The 16,932-nt window shown below is 41.1% G+C and carries 16 protein-coding genes and 1 other annotated feature; all 16 genes read left to right on the top strand.

Annotated features, from left to right (window positions below):
• Positions 1-2 precede the first annotated feature (2 nt).
• A complete protein-coding gene (locus AC1Q59_RS22155) occupies positions 3-509 on the top strand; it encodes an NYN domain-containing protein (RefSeq protein WP_492368040.1) in 507 nt (168 codons plus the stop codon).
• Between the two features lie 74 nt (positions 510-583).
• Positions 584-1,240: an RNA polymerase sporulation sigma factor SigH gene (gene sigH / locus AC1Q59_RS22160; RefSeq protein ID WP_492368041.1), complete on the top strand. Its 657-nt coding sequence runs from the start codon at positions 584-586 to the stop codon at positions 1,238-1,240.
• A 98-nt stretch (positions 1,241-1,338) separates the two neighbouring features.
• The gene (gene rpmG, locus AC1Q59_RS22165; protein WP_492368042.1) at positions 1,339-1,482 is read left to right on the top strand and encodes a 50S ribosomal protein L33; all 144 of its coding nucleotides are present in this window, start codon (positions 1,339-1,341) and stop codon (positions 1,480-1,482) included.
• Between the two features lie 49 nt (positions 1,483-1,531).
• Complete coding sequence (gene secE / locus AC1Q59_RS22170; RefSeq protein ID WP_492368043.1) at positions 1,532-1,714, top strand: preprotein translocase subunit SecE; 183 nt, start codon at positions 1,532-1,534, stop codon at positions 1,712-1,714.
• A gap of 149 nt (positions 1,715-1,863) precedes the next feature.
• A complete protein-coding gene (gene nusG, locus AC1Q59_RS22175; protein ID WP_492368044.1) occupies positions 1,864-2,397 on the top strand; it encodes a transcription termination/antitermination protein NusG in 534 nt (177 codons plus the stop codon).
• A 222-nt stretch (positions 2,398-2,619) separates the two neighbouring features.
• Positions 2,620-3,045: a 50S ribosomal protein L11 gene (gene rplK / locus AC1Q59_RS22180; RefSeq protein ID WP_057776525.1), complete on the top strand. Its 426-nt coding sequence runs from the start codon at positions 2,620-2,622 to the stop codon at positions 3,043-3,045.
• Between the two features lie 70 nt (positions 3,046-3,115).
• Positions 3,116-3,859 (top strand): 50S ribosomal protein L1, encoded by a 744-nt coding sequence (rplA, locus tag AC1Q59_RS22185; protein WP_492368098.1) that lies wholly within the window; start codon positions 3,116-3,118, stop codon positions 3,857-3,859.
• Positions 3,860-3,919: 60 nt separating this feature from the next.
• Positions 3,920-4,060 (top strand) — a sequence feature (ribosomal protein L10 leader region).
• Positions 4,061-4,089: 29 nt separating this feature from the next.
• Entirely contained in the window at positions 4,090-4,590 is a 501-nt protein-coding gene (gene rplJ, locus AC1Q59_RS22190) for a 50S ribosomal protein L10 (protein ID WP_492368045.1), read from the top strand.
• A 56-nt stretch (positions 4,591-4,646) separates the two neighbouring features.
• Positions 4,647-5,012: a 50S ribosomal protein L7/L12 gene (gene rplL, locus AC1Q59_RS22195; RefSeq protein WP_492368046.1), complete on the top strand. Its 366-nt coding sequence runs from the start codon at positions 4,647-4,649 to the stop codon at positions 5,010-5,012.
• 122 nt (positions 5,013-5,134) lie between these two features.
• The gene (locus tag AC1Q59_RS22200; protein WP_492368047.1) at positions 5,135-5,737 is read left to right on the top strand and encodes a class I SAM-dependent methyltransferase; all 603 of its coding nucleotides are present in this window, start codon (positions 5,135-5,137) and stop codon (positions 5,735-5,737) included.
• Between the two features lie 247 nt (positions 5,738-5,984).
• Positions 5,985-9,548: a DNA-directed RNA polymerase subunit beta gene (rpoB, locus tag AC1Q59_RS22205; RefSeq protein ID WP_492368048.1), complete on the top strand. Its 3,564-nt coding sequence runs from the start codon at positions 5,985-5,987 to the stop codon at positions 9,546-9,548.
• Between the two features lie 125 nt (positions 9,549-9,673).
• Positions 9,674-13,273 (top strand): DNA-directed RNA polymerase subunit beta', encoded by a 3,600-nt coding sequence (rpoC, locus tag AC1Q59_RS22210; protein WP_492368049.1) that lies wholly within the window; start codon positions 9,674-9,676, stop codon positions 13,271-13,273.
• Between the two features lie 169 nt (positions 13,274-13,442).
• Positions 13,443-13,691, top strand: a complete 249-nt coding sequence (locus AC1Q59_RS22215; protein ID WP_492368050.1) for a 50S ribosomal protein L7ae-like protein — start codon at positions 13,443-13,445, stop codon at positions 13,689-13,691.
• Between the two features lie 104 nt (positions 13,692-13,795).
• Complete coding sequence (gene rpsL, locus AC1Q59_RS22220; protein ID WP_492368051.1) at positions 13,796-14,218, top strand: 30S ribosomal protein S12; 423 nt, start codon at positions 13,796-13,798, stop codon at positions 14,216-14,218.
• Positions 14,219-14,263: 45 nt separating this feature from the next.
• A complete protein-coding gene (gene rpsG / locus AC1Q59_RS22225; RefSeq protein ID WP_492368052.1) occupies positions 14,264-14,734 on the top strand; it encodes a 30S ribosomal protein S7 in 471 nt (156 codons plus the stop codon).
• A gap of 52 nt (positions 14,735-14,786) precedes the next feature.
• Positions 14,787-16,862: an elongation factor G gene (gene fusA / locus AC1Q59_RS22230; RefSeq protein WP_492368053.1), complete on the top strand. Its 2,076-nt coding sequence runs from the start codon at positions 14,787-14,789 to the stop codon at positions 16,860-16,862.
• Positions 16,863-16,932: the final 70 nt, after the last annotated feature.

Genomic DNA, 16,932 nt, shown 5'->3' on the forward strand with positions numbered 1-16,932 from the left:
AAATGGACATCCTTATTGTTGATGGCTATAACGTAATCGGGGCATGGCCAGAGCTGCAGGAGCTGAAAAAAAAGGACTTATCAGCCGCAAGGGATCGGCTGGTTGAAAAAATGGCTGAGTATCAGGGGTATTCAGGTTATAAGGTAATTGTTGTTTTTGATGCCCAGTATGTAAAGGGGACACAGAAAAAATATAAAAACAGCAAAGTTGAAGTTATTTTTACAAAAGCAAATGAAACGGCTGATGAAAGAATTGAAAAGCTTGCCATCAGCCTTAGCAATATTAAAACGCAAATACATGTCGCAACATCCGACTATACAGAACAGTGGGCCATTTTTGGTCAGGGCGCACTGAGAAAGTCTTCAAGAGAATTGTTAAATGAAATGAATATGATAGAGAGCAATATAGAAAAAAAGGTAAAGAAGATTCAGGAAAAACAGCCATTTTCGAAAATCGCTCTTAAGCCGGAAGTTGCAGAAATTTTTGAAAAATGGCGCAGAGAAAAGTGATGGATGGTTGACTCTGGAAAAAACCCTACTGTATAATAATTTTATCTATGCTTGTGCGGTTGGGGGGATCCTTAGTGAGTACTGACTTTAAGACGATAGACGAAGGAAATTTTGGCTATGTTCATCTTGAGGATGAAGAACTGGTTGTACTAGTGCATAAAGGGGAAAGCGAAGCATTAGACTACCTCATTCACAAGTATCGGAATTTTGTCCGTGCCAAAGCGAGATCCTACTTTTTGATTGGCGCAGATAAAGAGGATATTGTCCAAGAAGGAATGATAGGTTTATATAAAGCTATCCGCGATTACAAAGAGGATAAGCTATCATCCTTTAAGGCGTTTGCTGAGCTGTGCATCACAAGGCAGATTATTACAGCAATAAAAACAGCTACGAGGCAAAAGCATATACCGCTGAATTCATACGTTTCATTGGACAAGCCTATTTATGATGAGGAATCAGACCGGACCTTGATGGACGTGATTTCTGGGGCAAAGGTGATGGATCCAGAAGAGTTAATTATCAATCAGGAAGAGTTTGATCATATTGAAGTAAAGATGGCTGAACTTCTAAGTGATTTAGAAAGAAAAGTGCTTGCGCTATATTTGGATGGCCAGTCATACCAAGAGATATCCGAAGAATTAAATCGTCATGTCAAGTCAATTGATAATGCCCTTCAGCGGGTTAAACGCAAACTTGAACGGTATCTGGAAGTAAGAGAGATTTCTTTATAATCCTGCTTGTGCCCTCTTCCAATTTCCGCCGTTTATTGACATCATTACATGTCCGTGATAAAGTTTTAAGGGCGTATATTGATTTAGTAGGTGAATCAATGGGAAATAAGATTGTGTTAGCTTGTGAGAAATGCGGATCTAGAAATTATACGACTCATAATCACAAGGATTCAGAACGTCTAGAACTCAAAAAGTTTTGTAAGAATTGTAATGTTCATACAACTCACAGGGAAACAAAGTGAAATTTTTATAGATATAAAGGCATATTCTTGGGAATTTGGGGGTTACAAAATGCAACGCATCTTGAAGTTTTTCCGTGAAGTCGGACGTGAAATGAGAAAAGTCAGCTGGCCGAAGCGGAAAGAGCTAACCAGCTATACTATTACGGTTCTAGCAACAGTTACGTTCGTTGCGGTTTTCTTTGCAGTCATTGACTTAGGGATTTCTGAATTGATTCGTTTAATTCTTGAATAACCCCTGTATGTCCATGGTATAATGGAAAATAAACAGGAAACATTTGTGGAAGCCCGGTAACGGGTTTTTTCATTTGGTAAAAAAATTTGATTGGCATTGATTGATCATTTGTTAATCGCAGGGAGGGAAGGACGACATCGTCCCCTTGAATGGAAAAGAATTGGTATGTTGTTCATACGTATTCAGGGTATGAGAACAAAGTAAAAGCAAACCTTGAAAAACGTGTAGAATCTATGGGTATGCAAGATAAAATTTTTCGTGTGATTGTGCCGGAAGAAGAGGAAACAGAAATTAAAAACGGGAAGAAAAAGATTGTAAAAAGAAAAGTATTCCCTGGTTATGTGCTGGTGGAAATTGTTATGACGGATGACTCCTGGTATGTTGTCAGAAATACTCCGGGAGTAACAGGGTTTGTTGGATCCGCTGGTTCTGGTTCTAAACCAACTCCGCTGCTGCCTGATGAAGTGGATTCCCTATTGAAGCGTATGGGCTTCGATGAAAAACGGGTGGACATTGACTTTGAAATTGGTGAAATGGTTAAGGTTAAAGAAGGTCCATTTGCCAATCTTCCTGGATCCATCGAAGAGATTGACAAAGATAAGGCGAAAATTAAGGTTCTAGTTAATATGTTTGGCCGCGATACGCCGGTAGAACTTGACTTTTCACAGATCGAGAAATTATAAAAGCAACGATATAAACAAGAATTTTGTTCAATCAAACTAAAAAAACTTGAAATCAGTTCTAAAAAGTGATAATATTTCATAGGTCAGTATGTCTCGGGTTTCGAGACCGGACAATTGTGTGTTCTTTATCTTTATATAAAGACGATAAGATGAGTGGGAGGGAACCACGGTAAGATAGAGGGACCCTATTACCACATCACGGACTTTAAGGAGGTGTGTCTCGTGGCTAAAAAGGTAATCAAACTTGTAAAATTACAAATCCCTGCGGGTAAAGCAAACCCTGCACCGCCAGTAGGACCTGCACTTGGTCAAGCCGGTGTTAACATCATGGGATTCTGTAAGGAATTTAACGCACGTACAGCTGAACAGGCTGGGTTAATTATCCCTGTTGAAATCACGGTTTTTGAAGACCGTTCATTTACATTTATTACGAAAACTCCTCCTGCTGCCGTATTGCTTAAGAAAGCAGCTGGTATCGAGTCTGGTTCAGGTGAACCAAACCGTAATAAAGTAGCAACAGTCAAGCGTGACAAGGTACGCGAGATTGCTGAAACAAAAATGCCTGACCTTAATGCTGCAAGCGTAGAAGCTGCAATGTTAATGGTTGAAGGTACTGCACGCAGCATGGGTATCGTTATCGAAGACTAATGTGTGCTAGTATTTAGGTTGTTTTGCGGGGTTGCGTTGTGAGAATTTGCCTTCACGCGCAACCTTTTTCGTGGGAGGTAATTCCGCTAAAACCACAATCGAGGAGGAAATTATAATGGCTAAAAAAGGCAAAAAGTATTTAGAAGCAGTAAAGCTTGTAGATCGTGAAAAAGCTTATGCGATTGATGAAGCGATCGAATTAGCAAAGAAAACAAACTACGCAAAATTCGATGCAACTGTTGAGGCTGCTTTCCGTTTAGGCGTTGACCCTAAGAAAGCTGACCAGAATATCCGCGGTGCAGTAGTTCTTCCGAACGGAACTGGTAAAACACAGCGTGTGCTAGTTTTTGCTAAAGGTGAAAAAGTGAAAGAAGCAGAGGCTGCTGGTGCAGACTATGTAGGCGATGCTGAATACATTAACAAAATCACTCAAGGCTGGTTCGATTTTGATGTTATCGTTGCAACACCTGATATGATGGGTGAAGTTGGTAAGCTCGGACGTGTTCTTGGACCTAAAGGCTTAATGCCAAACCCTAAAACAGGTACAGTAACATTTGATGTTGATAAGGCTGTTAAAGAAATCAAAGCAGGTAAAGTAGAATACCGTGTTGACAAAGCTGGTAACATCCACGTGCCAATCGGAAAAGTTTCATTTGACACTGAAAAGCTTGTTGAAAACTTTAACACTATATTTGATACAATGCTTAAAGTGAAGCCTGCAGCTGCTAAAGGAACATACATGAAGAACGTAACTGTTACTTCAACTATGGGCCCTGGCGTGAAGGTTGATCCATCTTCCGTAGCAGTTAAATAATCGATTTTAAAAAGTGTTGACAAACAAATATATTTTTTATAAAATATTATTTGTTGTTAAAATAGAATAACATTTGTACCGTAGACAGCAGGTGCTAAAAGCTTAATTTCCTGCCGAGGTTATACGATAGATTCAATAATGTACGGCTATTGTATTCTTCCTCCATGTCTTCGTTTGATATGGAGGTTTTTTATTGAACGGTATAAATGAATCCAACAGGAGGTGTAGAGATGAGCAGCGTTATCGAACAAAAGAAACAAATCGTCGACGAAATAGCTGACAAGCTAAAAAATAGCGTATCAACAATTGTTGTTGACTATCGCGGACTTTCAGTAGCTCAAGTTACTGAACTTCGTAAGCAGCTTCGTGAAGCAGGCATTGAATTCAAAGTATACAAAAATACTTTAACTCGCCGTGCGGCTGAACAAGCAGAACTTTCTGGCCTAAATGAAGTTCTGACTGGTCCAAACGCAATTGCTTTCAGTAATGAAGATGTGGTTGCTCCAGCAAAGATTCTTAATGACTTTGCGAAAAAGAATGAAGCACTTGAAATTAAATCAGGTGTAATTGAAGGAAACATTGCTTCAGTGGAGGAAGTAAAGGCTCTTGCAGAACTTCCATCACGCGAAGGCTTGCTATCTATGCTACTCAGCGTGCTTCAAGCACCTATCCGCAATCTTGCTCTTGCTGCAAAAGCTGTTGCAGATCAAAAAGAAGAACAAGGCGCGTAAGTTAAAATTAACCGCTATTTAATAGATATGAACCAATAACAAGGAGGAAATTTATCATGACTAAAGAACAAATCATCGAAGCAGTTAAAAATATGACTGTTTTAGAACTAAATGACCTAGTAAAAGCTATTGAAGAAGAATTTGGTGTAACTGCTGCAGCTCCTGTAGCTGTTATGGGCGGAGCTGCTGCTGGCGGCGCTGTTGAAGAGCAAACTGAATTTGATGTAATCCTTGCTTCTGCAGGAGATCAAAAAATTAAAGTTATCAAGGTTGTTCGTGAAATCACAGGCCTTGGACTTAAAGAAGCAAAAGAACTTGTTGACAACACTCCAAAAGCAGTTAAAGAAGGAGCTTCTAAAGAGGAAGCTGAAGAAATCAAAGCTAAACTTGAAGAAGTTGGAGCTGGCGTTGAAGTTAAGTAATTTTAATATTAAAAGGCCCGCTGTTTAAGCGGGCTTTTTTTCACTTCTTAAAATATTTATATTGCCATCAATAAACCTCTTATAAAAAAATCTTCAATCATTTCCAGTGTGGAGGTGAGAAAATGTCGGATCATTATTATTCCAAAACACAGCAAACTGAAAGTAACCCTAAATATTGGAACTATACGTTAAGAAATCAATCATTCCGCTTTAAGACAGATAATGGTGTCTTTTCCAAAAATGAAGTGGATTTTGGTTCAAGGCTGCTGATTGATACGTTTGAAAAGCCATCGCTGGATGGAAATATTTTAGATGTAGGCTGCGGCTATGGACCGATTGGACTTTCTGTTGCAAAACAATATCCTGATCGCACCGTCCATATGGTTGATGTTAATGAAAGAGCTCTTTCTTTAGCAAAGGAAAATGCAGAACTGAATGGAATTAAAAATGTATGTATCTACGAGAGTGACCAGCTTGAAGGCGTTAAAGATCATTCGTTTGCTGCGATATTAACAAACCCTCCAATTCGTGCCGGGAAAATGGTTGTTCATGGAATTTTTGAGCAAAGTGCTAACCATTTGTTATCAGGTGGAGAATTATGGGTAGTTATTCAGAAAAAACAGGGTGCGCCTTCAGCGATAGACAAGTTATCTGAGCTTTTTGGAGACGTAGAAACAGTAGAAAAGAAAAAAGGATATTTTATTATTAAAGCGAAAAAAGATTGACTTGACATTTTGGGTATGCTAGCATTGTATAATGCCAACATATTATACTCATTAAAATTAGTAATTTACCCAAATGTTGTATAAAAATGGTAGCAGTGGTAAAACTAAAAAAATAATGGTCGTAATGTGGAAATGTGGTTTTTAAATTAAAAACCCTTTTTCTTTTTGTCTGTCTTATGATAGGGCTAATAGTCCTATTCTAAAGAATATTATTGCAATAATACGCTTGATTTGAGGGGTGAATCAGTTGACAGGTCAACTAGTTCAGTATGGACGACACCGCCAACGTAGGAGTTACGCGCGAATCAAAGAAGTTTTAGAATTACCAAATCTAATCGAAATCCAAACCTCTTCTTATCAATGGTTTCTTGATGAGGGTTTACGTGAAATGTTTCAGGACATTTCGCCGATTGAAGACTTTACTGGTAATTTATCGCTTGAATTCATTGATTACAGCCTTGGCGAACCAAAATATTCTGTTCCAGAATCAAAGGAAAGAGATGTTACATACTCTGCGCCTTTACGTGTAAAAGTGCGCCTAGTAAACAAGGAAACAGGCGAAGTTAAGGATCAGGATGTCTTTATGGGCGATTTTCCTTTAATGACTGAGACTGGAACATTTGTTATTAATGGAGCGGAACGTGTTATTGTTTCACAATTAGTCCGTTCACCAAGTGTTTATTTCAGCGGGAAAATCGATAAAAACGGTAAAAAGGGCTTTACTGCAACAGTAATCCCGAATCGCGGTGCTTGGCTTGAATATGAAACAGATGCCAAGGATGTTGTATATGTAAGAATAGATCGTACTAGGAAGCTTCCGGTTACGGTTCTTTTGCGTGCACTTGGATTCGGATCTGATCAAGAGATCATCGATTTAATTGGAGATAATGAATATATTAGAAATACGCTGGAAAAGGACAACACTGAAGGCATAGAAAAGGCTTTGCTGGAAATATACGAGCGCCTTCGCCCTGGCGAGCCTCCAACAGTAGAGAATGCAAAGAGTTTGCTTATTTCCAGATTTTTTGACCCTAAGCGCTATGATTTAGCCAATGTGGGAAGATACAAAATTAATAAAAAGCTTCATATTAAAAATAGATTATTCGGCCAGCGCCTTGCAGAAACACTTGTTGATCCAGAAACAGGTGAAATTATTGCTGAAAAAGGTGTTATGCTTGACCGACGTACATTAGATCGCATTCTGCCTAAATTAGAAAAGAATGTTGGATTTAAGAAGGTAAGTCTAGTTGGCGGCGTATTAGACGAGGACATTACTCTTCAATCTATTAAAATTTATGCTCCAAACGATGATGGAGAAAAAGTAATTAACGTCATTGGCAATGCATATGTGGAAGAGGCTGTAAAGAATATTTCCCCTTCCGATATTATTGCTTCTATTAGTTACTTCTTTGATTTGCTTCATGGAGTTGGAGATACCGATGATATCGACCATCTTGGCAACAGACGTTTGCGTTCAGTTGGTGAACTATTGCAGAACCAATTCCGCATTGGTCTTTCCAGAATGGAGCGTGTGGTTAGGGAAAGGATGTCCATTCAGGATACCAACACTATAACACCGCAGCAATTGATTAATATTCGTCCTGTAATTGCCTCCATTAAAGAGTTCTTTGGAAGCTCTCAATTATCGCAATTCATGGACCAAACCAATCCGCTTGCGGAATTAACACATAAAAGACGTTTATCTGCACTCGGACCTGGTGGTCTTACCCGTGAACGTGCAGGGATGGAAGTGCGTGACGTCCACTATTCTCACTATGGGCGCATGTGTCCGATTGAAACGCCGGAAGGTCCAAACATCGGACTGATTAACTCATTGTCTTCTTATGCTAAGGTCAATCGCTTTGGCTTTATTGAAACACCATATCGCCGCATTGATCCAGATACGGGAAAGGTTACTGACCATATTGATTATTTAACAGCGGATGAAGAGGATAACTATGTCGTTGCACAGGCAAACGTTCTTCTGGGTGAGGATGGATCGTTTCTTGATGAAGAAGTTGTTGCGCGCTTTAAAGGGGAAAACACTGTTGTGGCTCGCGAACGCATCGATTATATGGATGTATCGCCAAAACAGGTTGTCTCTGCAGCGACAGCTTGCATTCCGTTCCTGGAAAATGATGACTCAAACCGTGCACTTATGGGTGCCAACATGCAGCGGCAAGCTGTTCCGTTAATGCAGCCTGAGTCTCCTAGGGTTGGAACAGGTATGGAATATGTATCAGGTAAGGACTCTGGTGCAGCTGTCATTTGTAAGCATGATGGGATCGTTGAACATGTTGAGGCTCGTGAGGTATGGGTCCGCAGAGTCAATGTAATCGATGGGCAAGAGGTTAAAGGCAACCTTGATAAATACCGCATGTTAAAGTTTATCCGTTCTAACCAAGGTACTTGCTATAATCAGCGTCCAATTGTTGCGGTGGGCAACCGTGTAACAAAAGGTGAAATCCTTGCTGATGGTCCTTCAATGGAGCTTGGTGAACTAGCTCTTGGCCGCAACGTCCTTGTTGCTTTCATGACATGGGATGGCTATAACTATGAGGATGCCATCATCATGAGTGAACGTTTAGTAAAAGATGATGTTTATACTTCTATTCATATCGAAGAATACGAGTCTGAATCTCGGGATACAAAGCTAGGACCTGAGGAAATCACACGCGATATTCCAAACGTTGGAGAAGATGCTCTTCGAAATTTAGATGAACGCGGTATTATCCGTACAGGGGCTGAAGTTAAAGACGGAGACCTTCTTGTGGGTAAGGTTACACCAAAAGGGGTTACCGAATTAACTGCCGAGGAAAGACTTTTACATGCCATTTTTGGTGAGAAGGCACGTGAAGTCCGCGATACCTCTCTTCGTGTACCGCATGGCGGCGGAGGTATTGTCCTTGATGTCAAGGTCTTTAATAGAGAAGACGGTGACGAGCTTCCTCCAGGTGTCAACCAGCTTGTCCGTGTTTATATCGTACAGAAGCGTAAGATTTCTGCAGGGGATAAAATGGCCGGACGTCATGGAAATAAAGGGGTTATTTCCCGTATTCTTCCTGAAGAGGATATGCCGTTTATGCCAGACGGAACACCGGTGGATATCATGTTAAATCCATTAGGCGTTCCATCACGGATGAATATCGGCCAGGTGCTAGAGCTTCATCTTGGAATGGCTGCAAGAGCTCTTGGCATCCATGTTGCTACACCAGTATTTGATGGAGCAACTGAGGATGATGTTTGGGAAACCATCGAAGAAGCCGGGATGGCAAGGGATGCGAAGACAATCCTATATGACGGGCGTTCAGGTGAACCATTTGACAACCGTGTATCAGTAGGTGTAATGTACATGATTAAACTTGCTCACATGGTTGATGACAAGCTTCATGCGCGTTCAACCGGTCCATATTCACTAGTTACGCAGCAGCCATTGGGCGGTAAGGCTCAGTTTGGCGGCCAGCGCTTTGGTGAGATGGAAGTATGGGCGCTTGAAGCATATGGGGCAGCCTATACGCTTCAGGAAATCTTAACTGTTAAATCTGATGACGTTGTCGGACGTGTGAAAACGTACGAGGCAATCGTTAAAGGTGATAATGTACCTGAACCAGGTGTTCCAGAGTCGTTCAAAGTATTGATTAAAGAGCTTCAAAGCTTAGGTATGGACGTAAAAATCCTTTCTGGTGATGAAGAGGAAATTGAAATGCGTGATATGGAGGATGAAGAAGAAGTCCAGCAGGCTGAGTCATTTACCATTACTCCAGAACCGCAAAATTCAGATTCAGAAGAAGAAGTAGTAACGAAAGAATAGAACTATCGGCAAATCCTTTGTTAAACAGCGTGGGCCGTATTTTAAACAAAATGATATACGGCTCATGCAGGATAAATAATATTAACTTGTAGCACAGCTCGGAGATCAAAAGGGAGGTAGGCCCCTTGCTAGATGTAAATAATTTTGAGTATATGAAAATTGGTCTGGCTTCACCAGACAAGATTCGTTCTTGGTCTTTTGGCGAGGTTAAAAAACCAGAAACAATCAACTATCGTACATTAAAACCAGAAAAAGACGGGTTATTCTGCGAGCGCATTTTCGGACCTACTAAGGATTGGGAATGTCATTGCGGAAAGTATAAACGTGTACGCTATAAAGGGGTAGTCTGTGATCGTTGCGGCGTTGAAGTTACACGTGCAAAAGTCCGCAGAGAGAGAATGGGTCACATTGAATTAGCTGCTCCTGTATCACATATCTGGTATTTTAAAGGGATTCCAAGCCGTATGGGGCTAGTTCTAGACATGTCCCCTCGTGCGCTTGAAGAAGTTATTTACTTTGCTTCATATGTTGTTACAGACCCTGGCGATACATCACTTGAGAAAAAACAGCTCCTGTCAGAAAAGGAATACAGAGCTTACCGTGAAAAGTACGGCAATAAATTCCAGGCATCAATGGGTGCAGAGTCCATTAAAAAACTTCTTTTAGATATTAATCTTGATAAAGAAGTGGACTTTCTGAAAGAAGAGCTAAGAACAGCACAAGGACAACGCAGGACTCGTGCTATTAAGCGTCTTGAAGTTTTAGAGGCTTTCCGTGGTTCAGGAAACGAGCCGTCTTGGATGATCCTAGATGTTCTTCCTGTTATTCCTCCTGAGCTTCGTCCTATGGTCCAGTTAGATGGCGGACGTTTTGCCACTTCTGACCTTAATGACCTATACCGCCGTGTAATCAACAGAAATAATCGTCTAAAAAGATTACTTGACCTGGGTGCGCCAAGCATCATTGTTCAAAATGAAAAGAGAATGCTTCAAGAAGCCGTTGATGCATTAATTGATAATGGACGCCGCGGACGTCCGGTTACTGGTCCAGGAAACCGTCCATTAAAATCACTTTCACATATGTTGAAAGGTAAACAGGGCCGGTTCAGACAAAACCTATTAGGTAAACGTGTTGACTATTCAGGACGTTCCGTTATCGTTGTAGGCCCGAACTTGAAGATGTACCAGTGCGGACTTCCTAAAGAAATGGCTTTAGAATTGTTTAAGCCATTTGTCATGAAAGAACTAGTTGAAAAGGGATTATCGCACAATATTAAATCTGCCAAACGCAAAATTGAGCGAGTTCAGCCGGAGGTTTGGGATGTTTTAGAAAGTGTCATTAAAGAACACCCAGTGCTTCTTAACCGTGCACCGACACTTCATAGACTAGGAATTCAGGCATTTGAGCCAACATTAGTAGAAGGACGCGCCATTCGTCTTCATCCTCTAGTTTGTACTGCATACAATGCAGACTTTGATGGTGATCAGATGGCTGTTCACGTACCGCTGTCATCAGAGGCACAGGCTGAAGCCCGCCTATTGATGCTTGCAGCGCAAAATATCTTGAACCCGAAAGACGGTAAACCAGTTGTTACTCCATCCCAGGATATGGTTTTGGGGAACTATTATCTGACATTGGAAAGAGAAGGCGCTGTCGGGGAAGGCATGATCTTTAAAGATATTGATGAGGCCTTGCTCGCCTACCAAAATGGATTTGTTCATCTGCACACACGGGTAGCTGTTCAAGCAGGTACGTTAAAGAACCCAACGTTCACAGAAGAACAAAACCGTAAACTACTTATTACTACTGTAGGTAAGATGGTTTTCAATGAAATTTTACCTGAGTCTTTCCCATATATTAATGAACCAACCAAGAGCAACCTTGAGGTAGAAACACCTGCCAAATATTTTGTTGAGCCTGGTCAGGATGTGGCTGCTATTATTAAGGAGATGCCTCTTGTAGATCCATTTAAGAAGAAGATTCTTGGAAATATCATTGCAGAAGTCTTTAAACGCTACAAGATTACCGAAACATCCAAAATGCTTGACCGCATGAAGGATTTAGGATTTAAGTATTCAACTAAAGCTGGTATCACTGTAGGTGTGGCTGACATTGTTGTACTTGGAGAAAAAGAGCATATTATTCATGAAGCCCAATCCAAAGTTGATAATGTATTGAAACAGTTCAGACGCGGTCTTATAACTGAAGAAGAGCGTTATGACCGAGTAATTTCTGTTTGGAGTGCAGCTAAGGATACCATTCAGGAAAGACTGATGAAGTCTCTTGAAAAAACGAATCCGATTTTTATGATGAGTGACTCTGGTGCCCGTGGTAACGCATCCAACTTTACACAGCTTGCAGGTATGCGCGGACTTATGGCCAACCCAGCTGGACGTATTATTGAATTACCGATTAAGTCTAGTTTCCGTGAAGGATTAACTGTATTAGAATACTTTATTTCCACACATGGTGCTCGTAAAGGTCTTGCCGATACGGCTCTGAAAACTGCAGACTCAGGTTATTTAACACGACGACTTGTTGATGTTGCCCAGGATGTTATTGTCCGTGAAGACGACTGTGGAACAGACCGCGGTCTTCTTATCGCAGCGTTAAAGGATGGCACAGAAATTATCGAATCATTAGAAGAGCGTTTGATTGGCCGTTATGCTAGAAGAACAATTAGACATCCGGAAACAAATGAAGTCATTGTTCCTGCAAACGGACTTATCACAGAAGACCTTGCACTTGAGGTTGTTAACGCTGGCGTAGAGAAGGTTTGGATACGTTCTGCCTTCACTTGCAATACTCGTCATGGGGTATGTAAAAAATGCTACGGCAGAAACCTTGCTACTGGTCAAGAAGTTGAGGTTGGTGAAGCAGTTGGAATTATCGCTGCACAGTCAATCGGGGAACCTGGTACACAGTTAACGATGCGTACATTCCATACAGGCGGGGTTGCCGGTGACGATATCACTCAAGGTTTGCCTCGTATTCAGGAATTGTTTGAGGCGCGTAATCCTAAGGGGCAGGCAGTTATTACTGAAATTGACGGTGTTGTGGTAGGAATTAATGAAGGCCGTGACCGCCAACAGGAAATTGTTGTCCAAGGAGAAGTAGAAACACGCACTTACACAGCTCCGTACACAGCACGCTTGAAAGTTGCTATTGATGACCATGTAGAGCGCGGTCAGGAACTGACAGAAGGTTCTATTGATCCAAAAGAGCTTATTAAAGTTAAAGACGTAACAGCTGTGCAGGAATATTTATTACGTGAGGTTCAAAAGGTTTACAGAATGCAAGGGGTTGAAATTGGGGATAAGCATATCGAAGTAATGGTACGGCAAATGCTTCGCAAAGTCCGTGTCATCGATGCTGCAGAAACAGATGTACTGCCAGGTACATTGCTTGATATCCATCAATTTACTGATGCGAACGAAAAAGCAATCCTTGCTGGTAAGCTTCCTGCTACAGGACGTCCAGTATTGCTTGGTATCACAAAAGCGTCTCTTGAAACAGACTCATTCCTGTCTGCTGCTTCATTCCAAGAAACCACAAGAGTCCTTACGGATGCGGCAATTAAAGGAAAACGTGATGAATTACTAGGATTAAAGGAAAATGTTATCATTGGTAAACTTGTTCCAGCTGGAACAGGCATGCAGCGTTATCGCAGAGCCGAGCCATATACTAATGACGAGGCTGTTGAAGATACTGTGACCGTAGAGTAATGAAATTCTGTGGTGCTTGCTGGGTTGCCCCGGCAAGCACCAACTCTTTTTATTGCAAAAAAGCCAATAAGAGAATAAAAAAATTAAACAGCTTCTTGACATCGAAAATCGAAGGTGTTAATATAGCAAAGGTGCTCCTGTTAACTGAATACTTTGGAGGATGCAATCAATGTCTTATGAAAAAGTATTACAGGCAAAGAGTATTATAATAGGAACAAAGCAGACAGTGAAGGCATTGAAGTTAGGAACAGTCAAAGAGATTGTCGTTGCTAAGGATGCAGATCCGAAGATAACATTAAAAGTGGCAAACTCAGCCAAAGAGGCAAATGTTCCGGTCTTGTATGTTGATTCAATGAAAAAACTTGGAAAAGCGTGCGGGATTGAAGTCGGTGCGGTAACTGTTGCTATAACCCATTAAAAACTGTTTTTGCAGATTAAATTTGCAAAGACTTTGTTTTTTGCATCAAAATGAACCACCTGGATGTGTGGGCTTAAACAAAATAACGAAGGGAGGACAATTTAATGCCTACAATTAACCAATTAGTGCGCAAGCCACGTCAAACAAAAGTGGAAAAGTCAAAATCACCTGCGCTAAACAAAGGTTACAATAGCTTCAAAAAGTCTCAAACTAATCTTTCATCACCACAAAAACGCGGTGTTTGTACTCGTGTTGGTACAATGACTCCTAAGAAACCGAACTCAGCATTACGTAAATATGCTCGTGTACGTTTGTCAAATGGAATTGAGGTCAACGCATACATTCCTGGAATCGGACATAACCTTCAGGAACACAGTGTTGTATTGATCCGCGGCGGACGTGTTAAGGACTTACCAGGGGTACGTTACCACATCGTTCGTGGTGCGCTAGACACAGCTGGTGTAGCAAACCGTATGCAAGGCCGTTCAAAATATGGCGCGAAGAGACCAAAAGCAGCTAAGAAATAATATTTTATAAAATAAAGAAAAGAATTCTTGAAAGGAGGAAATAATATGCCTCGTAAAGGTCCAGTTGCAAAAAGAGACGTATTACCGGATCCTATATACAATTCAAAGCTTGTTAGCCGTCTAATTAACAAAATGATGATCGATGGCAAGAGAGGTAAATCTCAAGCTATCTTATATTCTTCATTTGATATCATTAAAGAGCGCACAGGCAAAGAGCCAATGGAAGTATTCGAACAAGCTCTAAAGAATATTATGCCTGTTCTTGAAGTTAGAGCTCGCCGTGTAGGTGGCGCTAACTACCAAGTACCAGTTGAGGTGCGTCCTGACCGCCGCACAACACTTGGTCTTCGCTGGTTGGTTAACTATTCTCGTCTTCGTGGTGAGAAAACAATGGAAGAGCGTCTAGCTAACGAAATTCTTGATGCAGCCAATAACACTGGTGCATCAGTGAAGAAGCGCGAAGATACTCACAAGATGGCAGAAGCAAACAAAGCATTTGCTCACTATCGCTGGTAGAATTAATAGTCTATATAAAATACTACTCATACTAGGAAGGAGAAAGACATAGATGGCAAGAGAGTTCTCCTTAGAAAATACTCGTAATATCGGTATCATGGCACACATTGATGCCGGTAAAACAACTACCACTGAGCGTATCCTTTATTACACTGGTAAAATTCATAAAATCGGTGAAACACATGAAGGTGCTTCTCAGATGGACTGGATGGAGCAAGAACAAGAACGTGGTATTACAATTACATCTGCAGCAACTACTGCATCATGGAAAGGCCACCGCGTTAACATCATCGACACACCAGGACACGTAGACTTCACAGTAGAGGTTGAACGTTCCCTTCGCGTATTAGATGGTGCGGTTACAGTTCTTGATGCTCAATCTGGTGTTGAACCACAAACAGAGACAGTTTGGCGCCAAGCAACAACTTATGGTGTACCACGTGTCGTGTTTGTTAACAAAATGGATAAAATCGGTGCTGACTTTTTATATTCAGTAAAAACTCTGCATGACCGTCTTCAAGCAAACGCTGCTCCAATTCAACTTCCGATTGGCGCTGAAGATCAATTCAGCGGTATCATCGACCTTGTTGAAATGGATGCTACCTTCTACGGAAATGACCTAGGAACAGAAATTGAAGTAGGCGAAATTCCTGAAGAATACAAAGCGCAAGCTGAAGAATACCGTGAGAAATTAATTGAAGCAGTTGCTGAGCTTGATGAAGAGCTAATGGAAAAGTACCTTGGCGGTGAAGAAATCACTAAAGAGGAACTTAAGGCAGCTATTCGTAAAGCAACTGTTGCCGTTGAATTCTACCCTGTTATGTGTGGAACAGCGTTTAAAAACAAAGGTGTACAGAAAATGCTTGATGCAGTAATTGATTATCTTCCATCACCACTTGATGTACCATCAATTAATGGTACACTTCCTGATAGTGATGAATTGGTTGAGCGTCATGCAGATGATAGCGAGCCATTCTCTGCATTGGCATTTAAAGTTATGACTGACCCTTATGTTGGTAAATTAACATTCTTCCGTGTGTATTCTGGTACTATGGAGTCTGGTTCTTATGTACAAAACTCAACAAAAGGCAAGCGTGAACGTGTAGGACGTATCCTGCAAATGCACGCAAACCACCGCCAGGAAATCTCAGTTGTTCATGCTGGGGATATTGCTGCGGCAGTTGGTTTAAAAGACACTACGACTGGTGATACACTTTGTGATGAAAAGAATCTAGTTATTCTAGAATCTATGGAATTCCCAGAGCCAGTAATCCAATTATCTATTGAGCCAAAAACAAAAGCTGACCAAGATAAGATGACTACTGCTCTTCAAAAACTTCAAGAAGAAGACCCAACATTCCGTGCGCATACTGACCAGGAAACTGGTGAAGTTATTATCGCTGGAATGGGTGAGCTTCATCTAGATATCATTGTTGACCGTATGCGCCGTGAATTCAAGGTAGAAGCAAATGTTGGTGCTCCACAGGTTGCTTACCGTGAAACATTCCGCGCATCTGCACAGGTTGAAGGTAAATTTGCTCGTCAATCTGGTGGACGCGGTCAGTACGGACACGTTTGGATCGAATTCTCACCGAACGAAGAAGGTGCAGGTTTTGAATTCGAAAACGGTATTGTCGGCGGTGTTGTTCCTCGTGAATACATTCCGGCTGTACAAGCTGGTCTAGAAGATTCCCTTGAAAGAGGGGTTCTTGCAGGCTTTCCGTTGGTTGACATCAAAGCGAGATTATTCGATGGATCTTACCACGATGTTGACTCATCTGAAATGGCGTTTAAAATCGCTGCATCTATGGCGCTTAAAAACGCGGCATCAAAATGTAGCCCAGTTATCCTTGAGCCTGTTATGAGAGTGGAAGTTATCATTCCAGAAGAGTATTTAGGTGATATCATGGGTAACATTACATCACGCCGTGGACGCGTTGAAGGTATGGAAGCACGCGGTAATGCACAGGTTGTTCGTGCAATGGTTCCTCTATCTGAAATGTTTGGCTATGCAACATCTTTACGTTCAAGCACACAAGGACGTGGAGTATTCTCAATGGTATTTGACCATTATGAAGAAGTGCCTAAGTCAATCTCAGAAGAAATCATTAAAAAACATAAAGGTTAATTAAAAGTATTTGATTTTACCTTTTTAATCAAGTATAACTACTAATGTAGGCTTATAAGCTGCGAAAAGG

This window comes from Cytobacillus sp. MT66 (assembly GCF_058792595.1).